The sequence below is a fragment of the Psychrobacter cibarius genome, assembly GCA_030686115.1.
Taxonomy (GTDB): Bacteria; Pseudomonadota; Gammaproteobacteria; order Pseudomonadales; family Moraxellaceae; genus Psychrobacter; species Psychrobacter cibarius_C.
On sequence record CP131612.1, the window covers coordinates 783,025 to 800,089 of the forward strand.

Consider the following 17,065-nt stretch of genomic DNA (forward strand, 5'->3'; position numbering starts at 1 on the left):
CCCGACTAGTTATCTAGGCGGGGGATTTTTTTGCTTAAAATGATTATAGTAAGTAAATAATAAATATTATTTATATTGTATTACTAATTTGATCTATCAAAACTGGTAGTATAGATATTAATTTCTAAATTATTTATCTTTGATCAAAACTAATTCTATAGGATGTGAAGATGACAAGAAGAACAGGTGGAGGAGCAGCTACGAATAGTGGAATTGACTTTCAACAACGAGTCGCTGCATTTTTTGTTTTAGCGATGGGATTAGATTTAGACTGCTCTAGTATTTTAGAACGCGATGATAAAACGAAAATATGCAAAGTAGCATTTGAAACAGAGGATGCTGTTGATGATATTGTTATCACTCACGAAAGTTCTAAAACATATCTGCAAGTTAAAAGGAAACTATCATTCTCTGAAAAAGTGGATTCTGAATTTTATAAAACTATTGATCAGTTTGTTAGACAATATTATGCCTCTCAAAATAAAAATGATTGTTATGCTATAGTTACATCAAGTGATTCTTCCAGAACAATACTTTCAGAGCTAAAAAAAATTACAACATCAGAAAGACTTAATAATGAAGCTTCTACTGACAACCCATTATCTATATCTGAAAAATCAACATATCAAAGTTTTTTAAATTGTATTAAGACATCATTAAAACAAAACAAGTTGTTAAATGATACTAAAGTCATTCAACATTTGATAAGTCGTATATATGTAATTGATATAGCTATCGAAAATAATGGAATATATGAGAAATCTTTTTTGGCCTCAATTTCAAGTCGATTATGTACAACTCCTAAACTACTCTGGGGACATATAATATCAAAGACTTTAGATTGGTCTAAAAATAGACAGTCAATTGATATTGATGGAATAAATTCTATTTTAAATAATTTTATTAGTAATGGACTTTTTGATAATGAAATAGATAAATACGACGAAACTTTGTTCAGTGTAGAATTTGATCCGGATAAATACAATATTTGTTCAGGAAGAGAAGTGGTAATAGTAGATTCTTTCCTACCTGAGTTTGACATCGCTTTACTAGAATTGTATAGGTTTGATGACAACGGTGAATTTAGAATTAAATTTTATGATCATGAACTTGAAATGAGTGATGGTTCTAGGCACAATTTGTATGGACGATTTTCAACACTTTCGGGAGCAGTAAGATTTATCACTGAGAACGAATGGATTCATGAAAAGAAGATGGTCATCTCAGAGTTAAATGATGATATTAATTTTGACTCGAGTACTATAGCAATTGTATATTCAGAGAAAGTGCGGCAAAAAGTATTAAATAATAGGGAAATTTCAAAGTGTATTCATTGCCAAGGTGGACTTTCTAGTAGTTCAATGTTGATTGAGGTTTCAGAAGTAGGATTACCTTTTGACACAGGTATGATTCACAAAAGATGTCTTAGGGTATCTGATAGAGTTCTAGGAACTTCTAGTAACCCTGGTTTTGATGAACATCCTGAGTTACAAGATTTTGATTACCAAAAATGGTTTCTTAGCCTTGATAAGGGTCAAGCCGTATGGATTGGTTCCTCTAAGTTCAGTCAACAAGTGAAAAATGTATTGTGGAATTCTAATTCTGGATCTACTAAAGACGGTCAGCTTTGTATTAAGGCTATTTTAAGTAATGGAGATTATCAGTATGTTCAAGAACGAGGGCGTGTTGGACGCTATAACGCTGAAAGAGCAAAGTTCGAATGTAAACAACTCAATAATTGGATAGAAGATTCAAAAGATAAAGGTAATCCTATTTGTTATTCGTTAGATGGTCAAACCCAAGGAATGTATAATGATATTCAAAATAGCTCTAGTCAACCCGTAGAATTAATTGAATGTGTAAAATTTGAAGTTACTCAATATACTCGAGGTATATCGAAACTTAACGATAAAATAAAGAATTTTTATGCACCTTTAATATCTTTGGTGAATAAAGAAAGTAGCAACCCTTTATTAGTAGATAATACGGCGTTTCTTATTTCTAGTCCAATGGAATTAAAGCTTTACCTAAAAAACTGGGTAACTATTGGCTTTTCCTATAGTTTGTATAAACTTGATATAATTGATTCAGATGAATGTTTCGACAAGTTTATGAGGTGGGCTAATGAAAAAGAGATTAATGTCTTAATAGATCCTTTTTTTGATGAATCAGGACAATTATCGAAAGGAGTGGTTATGCAAGATATGGAGTCTATTGAGAAAGGACAAGATTTAAAATCCTTTTAAAAAACGGTAACCCGACAACGATAAGTATTAAGGAAAATAATGACAACCTCAAAAGTAACTTACCAAGGTGATCTACGTACTACAGCGATACACCTACAATCAAATAACGAGATTATCACTGATGCACCAGTTGATAATCAAGGTAAGGGCGAGGCGTTTTCACCGACTGATTTATTGGCGACGAGCTTAGCCAGTTGTATGCTGACGATTATTGGTATTAAAGCTCGCGATATGAATATCGATATTGCAGGCACTACTGCTGAAGTGACCAAAGTAATGGCGGCTGACCCAAGACGAGTTAGTGAAGTACATGTTGCTATCACCTTTAATAAACAGCTAGATGAGAAGACGCAAAAAATATTCTATAACACTGCGCTGACTTGTCCGGTTGCGAAAAGCATCCATCCTGATATCATTCAGAAAGTAACTATTGATTCTAAAAGCTATTAATCTTAAGAGTTGTTGATTCCAAAAACTATTAATTCCAAAAGTTAATAGCCTCTATAAAGGTGATTAATATGGCTAGCAAAACCTTACTTATTGTCGCGCATGCGCCATCGCCTAATACCAAAAAAATGGCTCATGCGGCGTATGATGGCGCTAGTCATCCTGATATAGATATCAATGTTGTTTTAAAATTACCGCAGGACACGCAGCCAGAAGATGTATTGGCTGCCGATGCGTTGCTGCTAGGTACGACTGAAAATCTAGCGTATATGGCAGGACTGACCAAAGACTTTTTTGATCGCTGTTATTATCAGGTTTTAGAGAAAAAGCAAGGTATGCCGTTTGCACTATATATTCGCGCAGGTCATGATGGGACAGGTACTAAGCTTGCGCTCAAAACCATTACCACAGGACTGCGCTGGTCATGGGTGCAAGAGGCGCTGATTTTACAAGGTGATTGGCAAGAAATCTTTACTGATCAAGTCGAAGAGCTAGCGATGACACTGGCAGCTGGGGTAGAAGCGGGTATTTATTAGTTTTTTCGACGCTTTGCTTGTCGCCATTATTAATATCAAAGCTACAGTAATGAAGATATATAAGGATATTAGCAGTGTTGAATGATGATTTAGATAATAGCCAATCGATTGCTCCTGCTGGAATAGCATTTTCTCAAGCGTGTGAAAATAATAAACAGCCGATTCTGACAGTTCTACAAGAAGAGCTAAGAGACTTTAAGCACGTGTTAGAGGTTGGGTCGGGTACGGGTCAGCATAGTGTGTATTTCGCACCGAGATTGAAGCATGTAAACTGGCAGACCAGTGATGTGTTGGCTCATCATGCCACCATCAATGCTTGGCATACTGCTTATCCTGCGCACAATCTATATGCGCCGCTTATTTTTGATGTGTCGCGTGATTCAGTACCAATAAACAAAGCTGTTGATGCCCCTTATGATGTAGTATTTACCGCCAATACTTTGCATATTATGTCTTGGTCTTTAGTTAGTAAGTTATTTGAATTGGTCGGCGATATGCTACCTATCAATGGTAAGTTCATCGTTTATGGACCCTTTAACGAAAAGGGCAGTTATAGCAGTGAAAGCAATCGTCAGTTTGACCATAGCTTACGGCAGCGCGATGCTAATAGTGGTATCCGTCATTTAGAAGACGTTATAGATTTGGCAAATACATATCATTTAACGTTAAGTAGGCGTTATGAGATGCCATCTAACAATCAAATATTAGTATTTGAAAAACTTTATTAACGTAAAAAGCTGAATTGATTCACTGTGATAACACTATGAATCAACTCAGCGTTGGTACGATTTTGATTGAGTAAATATCTACCTTCCTGTATGTATCAATACTAACCCGTATTGCGTAGCCCTGCTGCCAAAGCATTGATACTACGAATTAACGCATCTTCGACAGCCAGTCTCTCATTATTTTCCAATTTATCATCACTAGCGCTATCAGGCTGGCGCATACGTTTGAGTAGCTCAATCTGAATATAGTTAATAGGATCTAAATAGGCGTTACGCCATTCCAATGAATGAGCCAATTCTTGTTGGTTTGAGAGTAAAGACGCCTGCTCTAGCAAGGAGTTGAGACCTGCGTGCGTCAGTTCATGCTCATCAATCACTGCCTGCATCACCTGCTCACGTAAGCTTTCATCTGCACATAGTTGACTGTATGCGCGGGCGATATTCATCTCGGATTTGGTAAAAGCCATTTCAATATTACTGATAAAGACATTGAAAAATGGCCAGTTTTTATTCATCTCTTTCATTAAATCTTCGTCTTTTTTGACGCTATCTAAAGCGCTGCCCACGCCATACCAAGCGGGAAGGGTAAAGCGCGCCAATGACCAGCCAAATACCCACGGTATCGCTCGAATCGTCGATTTGCTCGGTAGTCCTTTTTTACGGTGAGCAGGACGCGAGCCAATATTGAGCAATGAAATCTCTTGTACTGGTGTGGCCTCAGAATAAAACTGATAGAAGCCCTCTGTATTATCCGTCAGCTCTCGATATTGCTGTTCGCCTGCATCTGCCAAATCAGCAAACAACGCTTCATAGCTATCTAGCTGTTTGGGTTGTTCGACAAATCGTGACGAGCTGGCTTTTAGCGCCCCCGTGATTCCCATGGTTAATTCAAATACGGCAGTATCTGGATTGGCATACTTGGCGTAAAGTACTTCGCCTTGTTCGGTGAATTTGATCTGTCCATGTAAAGTGCCAGCAGGCTGAGCAGCGATGGCTTGATGGGTTGAGCCACCACCACGACTGACGGAACCACCACGACCATGGAACAGGCGGGTGGTGATACCATATTGATTGGCGATATCGGTGATGGTTTGCTGGGCACTATATAACTGCCAAGCGGAGGTAATAATGCCGCCGTCTTTAGAAGAGTCTGAGTAGCCAAGCATAATCTCTTGAATGTTTCCTGAGTGCTCAAGTAGCTCCCGATACAGCGGATTGTCCAACACCATTGGCATAATCTTATCGATATTTTTTAAATCTTCGATGGTTTCAAACAGTGGCGCAACCGGTAGGGCAGAAAATAAATGCCCATTCTTATCAATACCCGATAAGCCTGCAAAACGCATCAGTAGCAGCACCTCTAATAGCTGACTGGCGTTGTTGGTCATCGAAATTACATAGCTACCAAAAGTATCGTCGCCGACCAGTTTGCGCAGTTTAGCGACAGAATTCATCAGAGCAAGCTGTTCATGTGTTTGCGCGCTTAAATTGTCGGTATAAATCAGCGGTGCACCGGGCTTTTCTAGCAAACGCGTTAGCCATTGTTGGCGCTCTGTTTCGCTGAGGGTGTGATAGTCGGGCAGATTCGAGGCGCTAGCAAAAATATCTGCAATAACTTCGCCGTGATAGCCTGAATCTTGACGAATATCCAGCGCAGCCAAATGAAAGCCGCAGGTTTTGACTAGGCGAATGGTATCAAGCAGTAAGCCTTCGCCATGTGCTTTGTCATGAGTATTGACACTTTTGCGAATAAGGCGTAAATCATCTAACAAGGCTGTCGGTGTTGAGTAAGCCTCTTGTGCAGCCTCTTTATCTGTGCCTTGGCTTTGGATATGCTGGTTAGTCGCTTTTATTTTAGCCAGAATAATGGACAGCAATCTTCGGTACGGTTCATTATTGTAATCATCAGGATTGTAGCAAAAGACTTTTTGATCGAGTGTGCTGTAGTCTTTGATACGGGTATAAATCTCTGGCGCGATATCGACGATAGTATCGCTATGAATCAGCTCACGACGCAATTTTCTGACCAATACTTGGTAATGGCGTAGCACGGTATTAGCATGCATCAATACCGCCATTTCAGTGGTTTCATGGGTGACGAATGGATTGCCATCTCTATCGCCGCCAATCCAAGAGCCAAAACTGACAAAGGCGGGTAAAGGGTAGTCGATTAACTCAGGATAGATATCGACGATAGCGTCTTTTATATTACGATATACTTTGGGAATGGCAGTGAATAAGCTGGCATCAAAATAGTGTAAGCCGTTGTTTATTTCATCATAAACCAAAGGTTTTCGGCTGCGAACTTCGTCTGATGACCACAGTAAGTCAATGGTTTCTGCTGTCTTTTGCTTAGCTTGCATAAAGGCTAGGCTGCCTTCGGGATAGTCGCTCATGGCATCGGTATGCTCATAGAGAGTCTGCAAAATATTCATGGTGGTGCGTCTACGGGCTTCGGTAGGATGAGCCGTAAAAACAGGAATAAATTTAAGGTGATCAATAAGCTCTTTGATTTGCGCAGGTTCGATTTGCCGCTCACGACATTCTAACAAGGTGCGGCGAAAGGAGCCCTCCCAGCTTTGATTGGATTGGGCACGCATAGTACGGCGTTGCTCACGCAGATAGTTTTCTTCCGTTAAATTGGCAAGGAAAAAGTAAATAGAGAATGCGCGAATGACGTTTTTTAAGGTTTGATTGTCTAATGAGGCAATAAGATCGATCAGCTGCTGTTTGTGTGCTGGATTATGCTCACGGCGCTCCTGAATAAAGCCTTTGCGTAATGTTTCGATAGTACGTAGGGTATCCTCCCCAGATTGGCGAGAAATGGCCTCACCTAAAAATGCGCCTAACAATCTAACACGCGCACGCAATACGTCGTTCTTCAATAACATAATTGGCTTCCTTGGCTTTTAATCGACTCATTTATCAATGAGATAGGCTGGTTAATAATTAAGGGTCGCTGTTCTTATAGGATATAAATTAAAGTTATTTATATTCATTTGCTAAAAAATCCAAATAGCGTTTCCACGAGCGCTCATCTGCACGTGCATCATATCTATCACTGCCGAACACGCTAAAGGCATGTGGTGCACCACTGTATGTCACCATCTCATGCGGTACGTTGGCGGCTTCTAGCGTCTTACCCAAAGTTGCGAAGCTCTCTAGAGAGACAGATTCATCAGCAGAGCCATGGAATACCAAGATTTCTCCAGTTGTCTTGTCATAACTTTGACCCGTTGGAATATCAAAGGCACCATGGAAGGGTACAAATGCTTTTTGCTCAAATCCTGAGCGCGCCAGCTCCAGAGCAACGGTACCGCCAAAACAATATCCCATGGTAGTACCTTTACGCACATCATTACCTTGTAGTCGTCCAGCATTCAACGCACCTTGAAGTATGCGGCGCATTTTATTGCGATCATCATATAACTCCCCAGTTAAGCGTTTGTTTTCTTCAATAGAAGTAGGGCGAACGCCTTGCCCGAACATGTCTGCCGCCAATACGTTGTAGCCCTCAGTAGCTAACATATCAGCACGTTTACGCTCATAGTCTGTCAATCCATCCCAGTCATGAATGAGTAAGATAAAAGGCGCATTCGCTTTGTCGGCTTTGGCGTAATAGCCTTCGTATGCTTGATCATCCACGGTATAGGTAATATTTTTGGTCGTAATAGCGGCAGCCGTTTGGCTGAAAGTCAGTACCATTAGTCCGATTGACGCACCCATTAGCAATGAGTGATAAGGTTTTTTGGACGGAGTATTTGAAGTTGATAACATGGTAGGTCGCCTTATAATCGTATAAAAAAGATAAATAGTTGGCTAAAACCATGCCCATTTTATTTATCAACTGTTTTAATGCTTCCTAAGAGCATACCTTAAAAAATCACTACATTACAAGAATCTATCGTCAACGTTGAAGCTCTCTTTAAATACGCTGAAATTATGGCTTTATCACGGCTGCAAACTTTAACCAAATATCAACAAGGAGTGCCATGAATTAGTCATATTTTTTGGCTAATATTAAAGACAGCTCTATACAAAGGTTCTAAAGAAATAGAGCCTACTTTTAATTACTAGCTAGGATGCATAATGAAAAATAATATTGATAATACTGACCCCGCTAAAGATATGAATACGGAACGTGGCAATGGCGGTGAGACTCACCAGCGCGCAGGGGATGACACTAAAGTGCTAACGACCCAACAAGGTGTCGTCATCTCTGACAATCAAAACTCTCTAAAAGCAGGCGCACGTGGCCCCACATTGCTAGAGGACTTTGTATTGCGTGAAAAGATTCATCATTTTGACCATGAGCGTATTCCTGAGCGTATCGTTCATGCACGTGGTAGTGCTGCTCACGGTTATTTTGAACTCACTGAGTCGCTCGAAAAATATACCACGGCGAAAATTTTGACTGAAACAGGTAAACAGACGCCTTTATTTACCCGTTTTTCTACGGTTGCAGGTAACAAAGGCTCAAAAGATACGCCACGTGATGTGCGTGGTTTTGCCGTAAAAATTTATACCGAAGAAGGCAATTGGGACATCGTTGGTAACAACATGCCGATTTTCTTTATTCAAGATGCGATGAAATTTCCAGATTTGATTCATGCAGTCAAACCAGAGCCAGATCGTGGATTTCCGCAAGCCGCTTCGGCGCACGATACGTTTTGGGATTTTGTGTCATTAAGTCCTGAGACCATGCATAATTTAATTTGGCTGATGAGTGATCGTGCACTACCACGCAGTTTACGCATGATGGAAGGCTTTGGTATTCACAGCTATCGTTTAATCAACAAAGAAGGCAAGAGCACCTTTGTCCGTTTCCATTGGAAGCCAGTATTAGGTGTACAGTCAACCACGTGGGATGAGGCGGTAAAAATCTCAGGCGCTGACTCTGATTATCATCGCCGTGATTTATTTGAAGCCATTAATAATGGCGACTATCCTGAATGGGAGTTTGGCGTCCAGTTATTTACTGAAGAAGAAGCTGATAAGTTCCCGTTTGATCATCTAGATGCCACCAAATTGATTCCAGAAGAGATGGTGCCAGTGAAAGTCGTGGGTAAAATGGTGCTGAACCGCTATCCCGATAACTTTTTTGCAGAAACGGAGCAAGTGGCGTTCTGCCCATCGCATCTGCCACCAGGTATCGACTTCAGTAACGATCCATTATTACAAGGTCGTTTGTTCAGTTATCTAGACACGCAATTATCACGCTTAGGTTCGCCTAACTTTGCCCAAATCCCAATCAATGCACCGAAATGCCCGTTTGCTAATAATCAGCAAGATGGTCATATGCAGATGCAAGTACCTAAGACTCGTGTACTCTATGAACCACAAAGCTTAGATCCGACTAGACCGCGCGAAAGTGCCAAACGTGGCTTTGAATCATTCCATGAGCAGTTGGATGATGGTGTGAAAGGTCGCGTGCGTGCAGAAAGTTTTGCCGATCACTACAGTCAGCCGCGTATGTTCTATCGTAGCCAAACACCAGCTGAGCAAGCGCACATTGCTTCTGCTTATGCCTTTGAGCTAGGTAAAGTAGATACGGCGCATGTACGTACTCGTATGCTGAGTCATCTGCCGCATATCGATGAAGACTTGGCAAATCGTGTGGCAACAGCGCTAGGTATGGAACTGCCAGAGCCTGCTGATGCTGCTGCTCCTGTACAGGATATGGCAACTTCGAAAGCAGTACAAACGATTGGTCTAACGCCTAAGAGTTTAAAAGGCCGTTTGATTGGTATCTTGGTCGCAGAAGGCTCTAAGCATAGTGAAATCAAAAAGTTCGAAGAGGCGGCAAAAGTGCAGGGTGCTAGCGTGAAAATCGTTGCGCCCAATAAAGAAGTTGTCTTAGATGACGACACTCGCATACAAGCAGATGAGCGTCTCGCTGGCGGTCCATCAGTGATGTTTGACGCTGTTGTTAGTATCATTATGCCAGAGCAAGCTAAGAAGCTAGCAAAAGACAGCTCAGCACTAGATTGGTTCAACGATGCTTATGGACATTGCAAAGCGATTGCTTATTGCGGCGCGACTGACGAATTTATCTTAAGTAAGCTACCTATCGAAAAAGACAGTTTCGTGACGCCACTGGCTGAATTGGATAGCTTTATTGAGAATGCCAAATCTCGTCTGTGGGAACGTGAACTAAAGGTTCGTGACTTGGCATAAGGTAGTATTAAGTTTAAACTTCTGATACTTTTAAAATTTTACTAATTTAACGAAAACTCAGCTTTAGCGCTGGGTTTTTTTTGATGGCAAGTTTTATAAAAAAGCAATTTATAGCCACAAGCGTTCACTCAAAGTCATTACAAGTTGAATGGTGGGCGTTATACTAAATCCTATTAAGGCGCGTTAAAAGCGTCTCCTATAGTAGGGATGCTATAACAGTGAGCAATCATGTAGCAGGGAATGCAAATGAGTTTATGTGACATTGTACGTTTAGAAGGATATATCCAAAGTACTTATCTTGCGGTATATCCAGATAAAATTATGCTGCTGGACGGTGGTTGCCGCCCTGATGTGGCGATGGTATTAGATTATATTAGAACGACGTTACAGCGACCAATCAGCGATCTAAAAGTCGTCGTGGTGACCCATATGCATCCTGATCATGCAGGCGGCGCTCATCAATTTAGAAAAGAGACGGGCTGTATCATTGTTTCGGCAGAAAAAAAGCGTCAATGGTATAGCGGTATCGGTGGGCATGCCATGCATTTTGTGGATATAAATCTTGCGCATTATGTGGCGAGACGTCAAGGTCGCTCCCTTAAAAACCTGTATTATCCTGCCCGTCTCACGCCTGATATGACCGTTAAAGATGGGGATAGTGTGCCAAAATTTGATGAATGGCAAGTGCTGGAAACACCCGGACATACAGATCGTGACTTGTCTCTACTTCATGTACCAAGTGGACAAGTCTATACGGCCGACCTCATTATCAAGCTGCGTCATAAGTTTGTGGCGCCTTTTCCTATTTATGATCCTAAAGTCTATATTCAGTCACTACAAAGAATAAAGGCGTTGAAACCATCCATGGTCATGATGGCACATGGATGTGAGTTGGCAATAGATGCAGAAACTTTTGATATGCTGATTACGCAAGCACCCAGGCATCCACGGACGATCAAAGACACGATTAAGCATAAGCTACTGTGGCGAAAAGACACTGACTTCACTATTTTTAAACGAAACCGTAAAAAATAAAGTGAAATTTTAAGCAAAAAAAAGCCCAGTCATTATTAATATAATGACTGGGCTTTCTAAATATGGTGGGCCGACCGCGACTCGAACGCGGGACCAATTGATTAAAAGTCAACTGCTCTACCAACTGAGCTATCGGCCCTGAAGAGTGTATAAAAAAGCATGGCTTTTTTTAACTCTGCAAGTGAATTTACAACTTCGTAAATTCGGTGAAGTTTTCTAAAAGAAAGCTTCTTAAACTTTGTTACTTATTATGCCAATACCTGATAGGGCAATGTACATAACAAGCATAATACTAAATATGGTGGGCCGACCGCGACTCGAACGCGGGACCAATTGATTAAAAGTCAACTGCTCTACCAACTGAGCTATCGGCCCTGAAGAGTGTATAAAAAAAGCATGGCTTTTTTAACTCTGCAAGATAAATTTCCTTAAAGGCAAACTTATTAAAACTAGACATCTAAAAAATGTCTTTAAACTTAATTTTTAATATTAGGTCAATCAACATTAAAAGAGGCATTAAGTTTGTTTCAACGTTTAAATAATTTCTATCCCTAAACGTGAGAGCACATTATATACACTATCAGGACAATTACAACCCCGTAATATAAAAAAAGTGCAATTAATGCGAAAAAATGCGTTTTTTTATATAATTTGGCTTATTGGTGGCTGTTTCATGGCAGTAAATGCCTATTTAAAACGTCAGTCGCGACGTTTTAGTCCCTAGACAGTGCTTCAACAGGATCTAACTTGGCTGCATTGCGTGCTGGTAAAAAGCCGAAGACAACGCCAATCAAGGTTGAACAAATAAAGGCAGCAATAATAGAGGTTGATGAGTAAATCACTTTAAAGCTATCACCAGCAAAATTATTAATGATTTCACCTATAGCAAATGCTACTCCAATACCTAATAAGCCGCCTAAAATACAGACGAGTACGGCTTCTATCAAAAACTGCTGCATGATATCGTTTTGACGAGCCCCAACTGCCATACGTACACCAATTTCATTAGTGCGTTCCGTGACCGATACTAGCATAATATTCATCACACCAATACCACCAACGATCAATGAGATAACAGCAACCGATGAGATGAGCAGTGTCATAGTACCTGTCGTTGATTCAATGGTCTGACGAATAGAATCTGAGTTAATAATATTAAAATCATCTTTACCATGGCGACCTTCTATTATGTCGGAAATAGCTGACTCAGCGACACTAGATGAGACACTATCATCTAACAGTGCTATAAAACTATCAATATTTGCACTACCAGTTATACGTGACATCACAGTAGTATAAGGCATATATATGACGGGTGTCGTGCTACTTGGTCCAAAGCCACTGTCGCTTGCCTCAAGGACGCCAACCACGCGTCCAGGCACACTACCGATGAGTATGACTTCTCCGATAGGGTTATCTATATCTGCAAAAAAAGCACTCTTGGCATTGTCATCGATAATAATATCTTGACTGCGAAGGTCGATACTTTGCGAATCGAAACCTTGACCTAATGCCAACGTCTCACCAGTGACCTCTAGATAATACTCACCAACACCATTGATGGTCGAGTCTTCCTGCACGCTGCGATAGCGTACACTAGAGCTGGTATTGACTTGAGGGCTCACATTGATAACATACGGTTGACTGCTGACCGCTTCTGCATCTTCTGGTGTGAGGTTGTCGTCATTATATTTACGTCGCGGGTCGCCTCTAGGGTAGCCGTCATTCACTGTTATAGTATTGGTTCCTAGCGAGCTAATATTTGCGAGAATTTGCTGCTGAGAGCCTTGACCAAGACCAACGATAGACACAACCGCAGCGATACCGATGATAATGCCTAACATGGTCAGCAAGGTGCGCATCTTGTGTGCACGCATGGCAAGTAAGGACATTTTAAAAGCTTCGAGCAAACGATCCACAAAGCTTCCGAAGGCACTTTTACGATGTCCACCGAGGATAGATTCTGGGTGTTGAGTTGTCGGTTTATAATGCTCAGTTTTATAATCAGCAATGACGTAGCCATCTTTTAACTCAATAACCCGTTCGGCTTGAGCCGCAAGTTTGGGATCATGAGTGACCATGATAATGGTATGACCTTTAGCATTTAGATCATGTAATATCGTCATCACATCTTCGCCAGATTTACTATCTAGTGCGCCAGTTGGCTCATCTGCTAAGATGACATCGCCACCATTCATCAGGGCACGAGCAACAGAAACACGCTGTTGTTGGCCGCCTGAGAGCTGGCTAGGACGATTATTTACCTTTTCACCAAGGCCTAGATCGGTCAAGAGCTTTTCTGCGCGATTGATTCGTGCCTCAGTGTTCATACCAGCATATACGGCAGGGACGGCAACGTTATCTTTGGCGCTAATGTCACCAAGCAGGTGGTAGCGCTGAAAGATAAAGCCAAAATGCTCTCGGCGTAACTCAGCCAATTCATCTGCCTCTAGTTTGTTTGCTGATTGGCCATAAATCTTATAGTCACCTGCTGTCGCCTGATCTAAGCAACCCAAGATATTCATTAGTGTAGACTTACCAGAGCCAGATTGCCCGATAATCGCGACCATTTCACCTTGATTAATCGTTAAATTAACCTCGTGCAATACGCGAATGGTTTGCTCGCCGGCAGCAAACTCTCGAATAATACCCGACAGCTCCATAATGGGCTTGTCAGCGGTAGCTGCAGTATTGATATTATTCGGTGAGTTGGTTTCTATCGAAGCGCTAGTGCTGTCGGTCGGCTGTTTAGCAGATTGAGATATAGTCATAGCAATGTCTTTAATCAAAGATAGTGAGTGTCGTGAGAAAAGGGCTAAGTTGCTCAAGCCCTTTCATCGTTAACATAGTCAAAGAATTAATTACATCCTTGGAGTACCACCAGGTATACGAGTACGACCACCACCTTTACCTGAAGCATTGGCACTACCTTCGCCGATGATAACCTGCTCACCTTCTTTTAAACCACTTAAAATCTGCGCATTTACTCGGTTATCAATGCCTACTTCTACTGTGCGAGGTTCTACTGTGCCGTCATCACTTAGTACGCGTACAATCTTGCTGGTTTTTGCTTGACCTTCAGTTTGATTTCTCGCGGGTCTTTCTTGTATGGCTGCTGATGGCACAAGCAACGCGTCTTTGGCTTGATCGATGATGATATAAATCTGGGCGGTCATATCAATACGAAATAATCGCTCAGGGTTAGCTACTTCAACATAGCCAACATAGTAGATCGCAGAATCGGTTGAGCTGGTCTTGCTAATTTCCTCGGGTGCCGGCTCAATAGCTGTCAGTGTCGCATCATACTGCTTGTCTGGATTACCGATGATATTAAAGTAGGCGGGCATACCAGCATTGACATTGATAACATCGGCTTCGGAGATTTGTGCGTTGATTCTAACAGTAGACAAATCTGCTAAAGTTACGATGGTCGGGGCTGTTTGATTGGCATTGACCGTCGTGCCTTGCTCTGTGGTCACTGAGACGACAGTACCTGATATTGGCGCGCGAATCGTTGTATAGCTAAGGTCTTCTTGAGCCGTTGCGACATTGGTTTGAGACTTTCGTAATGCTGCTTGTTGGCTATTAATGTTTGCAGTGGCTGTTGCAATGGCGGCTTGTGCCGTATCAATAGCAGCGCGTGCATTGGCGACCGCTGCCTGCGCTGTTTGAACTTTTGTTGCCTGTGTATCGTAATCCTGTTGTGATATCGCATCGATAGCGAGTAGTCCTTGCAGGCGTGCAAAATCAGACTGTGCTTGTTTAAGCTCAGACTGACGGCTGGCAAGATCAGCATAGGCACTTTTTAGACTAGCTTGTTTGCTTAACGATTCTGCTTGCGCACTTTGTAGCGCGGCTTCGCTTTGCTCAAGACTGGCTTGTTCATTGCTCAGGCTGTTCTTCTGAGTCACTTGATCAATCTGTGCAATCAAATCGCCTTGTTTCACCTCGTCACCCACTTCTACATAGAGGTTTGTGACCTCACCAGAAACCTGTGCACCGACATCAACGGTATTAAGTGCTTTAACTTTACCTGATGCCATAACATTGTTTTCGATATCACCAACCTCAACAAGTGCGGTTAAATAACTGGGTTTTTCTTCTTCTGGTTTTAAAAAAGTATAGGCCAAAGCCCCTAATGCTACGATGATTAAGGCGATGACACCCCATTTGATAGCAGACTTTTTGCTTATTTTGCGCATAACAACAATCCAGTCACAATGAAATCAAGTGTACATATAGTAGAGGCTTGAAGTCCAAAAGGGAATGGTAATTAGTTTAAGAAAGGTTAAGGTGGTTTTTTAAAAAAATATAATAATCTGAACGTAGGTTAGGATAGTAAAGTTATTCATATTGAAACAAGGATTTTATGATGCTAAATCATCAGCAAGTTCAAGATATAGTTAATGATTATGGTAGAAAAATAGGGCTAAATATTGATGATGTGATCTTAAGAAAAAAGCCATCTGGATTCGGGGAACCACATTTAGAGATAAGTGATGACTATTACCATTATGTAGTATGTGAACGAGGTAGCGAACTCACTAGAAAGTCTTCTAGGGACGTAGATGATTTTATCTATAGGTTTTTTGAGACTACAACTTCTATGATAGCGAGTGAGTATCAACAGCAAAACACTGTCATCGGTGAGGATCAAAGAATAATTTACTTTCGTAAACAAATCGAACTTATGACTGAATTAAGCGATGAGTGGGGTAAAAGAAAAGAGGTTGATATAGCAGAAATTTTACAGAACGCTCCTTATTCAGTTAACAAAATTACTTGGCTAAATAAGTTATTGAATTTTTTCAACCAATCAAACGGCAAACAACCGCTTACCTGACAACTCAAGCGCTGCCTGCAATAATAACTCCCACGCTGGCTGACGCACGAGTCCTTTGATGGCTTGGTCACATTTATAAAGCAGGGCAGGCCATTCAGCCGTTTGCGCTTTTGACTGGCGACGGCAAGCTTGCTGGTACAATCCTTGTTTGCTACGCCAGATACCAAGCGCTTGCGGGTCTTGCCCATCCATCAACTGCATGATTTGCCGCATGTCTTTACTAACCGCCCATAATACCAAGGTGGTTGGCTCGTCGGTGGCTTTCAGCTGAAACATGATTTTGGCGACTTGAGTGCTGTTACCGGCAAGCATTGCATCCGATAAATCAAAGACGCTAAACTGTGCATCACTGACCAACGCGGCTTGTAGATCCTTAATGTCTAAGGCAACATTGTTTGGAAGTTGTGTAGAGTGCTCAGTCTGTTGACTAGCCTCAATATTCTTAGCGACTAGCTGCGGCGCAAATAAATAGGAGAGCCGCCATAAGGTCTGATAAGCGCTCAGCAGATGGTGCTCAGTATGCGACATAAGCAGCTGCCACGCCTCTTGCGATAGCCGTAAACCAAACTGCTGAGCTTGTATTTGCAGTAGCTGCTGTCGTTGCTGCTCATTGTATAAATTGCAATCAATGACATGACCATATTGAGCAAATGGCGTAAACCACTTACTGCTTTGCGATCGTTTGTCTTGTTTGGGCGTGAGCCATAATAAACTATGACTGTGCGTCCCTGTTTGAGCTTCAACGGCAAAGCGCTCAAGCTCAGTGATGACCGCCTTGTCAGGCTTATGATTACCCGTCACGATGAGTGCACTGGCATCATCAAATAAAGACTGGCTACCAAGCTCTGACAATACTTCTTGCCAGCTCTTGACTGATATCAGCTCAATACGCTTAATCGCGTAATTCTGCGCGCGCCAATGTGGGCGTAAGGCATCGATGAGCCATTGACTGAGTAGTGGCTCATCACCATGCGCCAGCCACAAGCCCGCGACTGCAACGGAAGGCTGTAGTAGCTTTGGGTAGGCTTGTATAAAGGTATCTTGCATAGGGTA

At 41.6% G+C, this 17,065-nt stretch carries 12 protein-coding genes and 2 tRNA genes; 7 read left to right on the plus strand and 7 right to left on the minus strand.

What is annotated here, in order from left to right:
- Positions 1–170 precede the first annotated feature (170 nt).
- The 4 genes from Q6344_03380 (at position 171) to Q6344_03395 (ending at position 3,957) form a co-directional block, all read left to right on the plus strand.
- On the plus strand, positions 171–2,246 hold the full coding sequence (locus Q6344_03380) for a hypothetical protein (protein WLG14396.1): 2,076 nt from the start codon (positions 171–173) through the stop codon (positions 2,244–2,246).
- 39 nt (positions 2,247–2,285) lie between these two features.
- Positions 2,286–2,696, plus strand: coding sequence for an OsmC family protein (locus Q6344_03385; protein ID WLG14397.1), 411 nt, complete (start codon positions 2,286–2,288; stop codon positions 2,694–2,696).
- Between the two features lie 68 nt (positions 2,697–2,764).
- Complete coding sequence (locus Q6344_03390; GenBank protein ID WLG14398.1) at positions 2,765–3,229, plus strand: flavodoxin family protein; 465 nt, start codon at positions 2,765–2,767, stop codon at positions 3,227–3,229.
- A gap of 74 nt (positions 3,230–3,303) precedes the next feature.
- Positions 3,304–3,957, plus strand: a complete 654-nt coding sequence (locus tag Q6344_03395; GenBank protein WLG14399.1) for a DUF938 domain-containing protein — start codon at positions 3,304–3,306, stop codon at positions 3,955–3,957.
- Between the two features lie 101 nt (positions 3,958–4,058).
- Here Q6344_03395 and ppc read toward each other — a convergent pair whose 3' ends face one another.
- Together ppc and Q6344_03405 are read right to left on the minus strand one after the other, a co-directional pair.
- Entirely contained in the window at positions 4,059–6,848 is a 2,790-nt protein-coding gene (ppc, locus tag Q6344_03400) for a phosphoenolpyruvate carboxylase (protein WLG14400.1), read from the minus strand.
- 94 nt (positions 6,849–6,942) lie between these two features.
- A complete protein-coding gene (locus Q6344_03405) occupies positions 6,943–7,734 on the minus strand; it encodes a dienelactone hydrolase family protein (protein ID WLG14401.1) in 792 nt (263 codons plus the stop codon).
- Positions 7,735–8,046: 312 nt separating this feature from the next.
- On the opposite strand from Q6344_03405, the gene Q6344_03410 reads away from it, so the two are divergent.
- Both Q6344_03410 and Q6344_03415 read left to right on the plus strand, forming a co-directional pair.
- Positions 8,047–10,134: a catalase gene (locus Q6344_03410; GenBank protein ID WLG14402.1), complete on the plus strand. Its 2,088-nt coding sequence runs from the start codon at positions 8,047–8,049 to the stop codon at positions 10,132–10,134.
- A 246-nt stretch (positions 10,135–10,380) separates the two neighbouring features.
- Positions 10,381–11,169: an MBL fold metallo-hydrolase gene (locus Q6344_03415; protein ID WLG14403.1), complete on the plus strand. Its 789-nt coding sequence runs from the start codon at positions 10,381–10,383 to the stop codon at positions 11,167–11,169.
- 63 nt (positions 11,170–11,232) lie between these two features.
- Here the strand turns inward: Q6344_03415 and Q6344_03420 are convergent.
- The 4 genes from Q6344_03420 to Q6344_03435 all read right to left on the minus strand — a co-directional run bounded on the left by Q6344_03420 (position 11,233) and on the right by Q6344_03435 (position 15,371).
- Positions 11,233–11,308: transfer RNA gene (locus Q6344_03420), tRNA-Lys, on the minus strand.
- A gap of 160 nt (positions 11,309–11,468) precedes the next feature.
- Positions 11,469–11,544 (minus strand) — tRNA-Lys (locus Q6344_03425).
- Between the two features lie 338 nt (positions 11,545–11,882).
- Positions 11,883–13,832 (minus strand): MacB family efflux pump subunit, encoded by a 1,950-nt coding sequence (locus Q6344_03430; GenBank protein ID WLG15133.1) that lies wholly within the window; start codon positions 13,830–13,832, stop codon positions 11,883–11,885.
- A 198-nt stretch (positions 13,833–14,030) separates the two neighbouring features.
- The gene (locus Q6344_03435) at positions 14,031–15,371 is read right to left on the minus strand and encodes an efflux RND transporter periplasmic adaptor subunit (protein WLG14404.1); all 1,341 of its coding nucleotides are present in this window, start codon (positions 15,369–15,371) and stop codon (positions 14,031–14,033) included.
- A gap of 167 nt (positions 15,372–15,538) precedes the next feature.
- Between Q6344_03435 and Q6344_03440 the strand changes: the two genes are divergently transcribed.
- Positions 15,539–16,012: an Imm63 family immunity protein gene (locus Q6344_03440; protein WLG14405.1), complete on the plus strand. Its 474-nt coding sequence runs from the start codon at positions 15,539–15,541 to the stop codon at positions 16,010–16,012.
- Here Q6344_03440 and Q6344_03445 read toward each other — a convergent pair.
- Complete coding sequence (locus Q6344_03445) at positions 15,986–17,059, minus strand: DNA polymerase III subunit delta (GenBank protein ID WLG14406.1); 1,074 nt, start codon at positions 17,057–17,059, stop codon at positions 15,986–15,988. The two genes, Q6344_03440 and Q6344_03445, sit on opposite strands and share 27 nt — an antisense overlap.
- Positions 17,060–17,065: the final 6 nt, after the last annotated feature.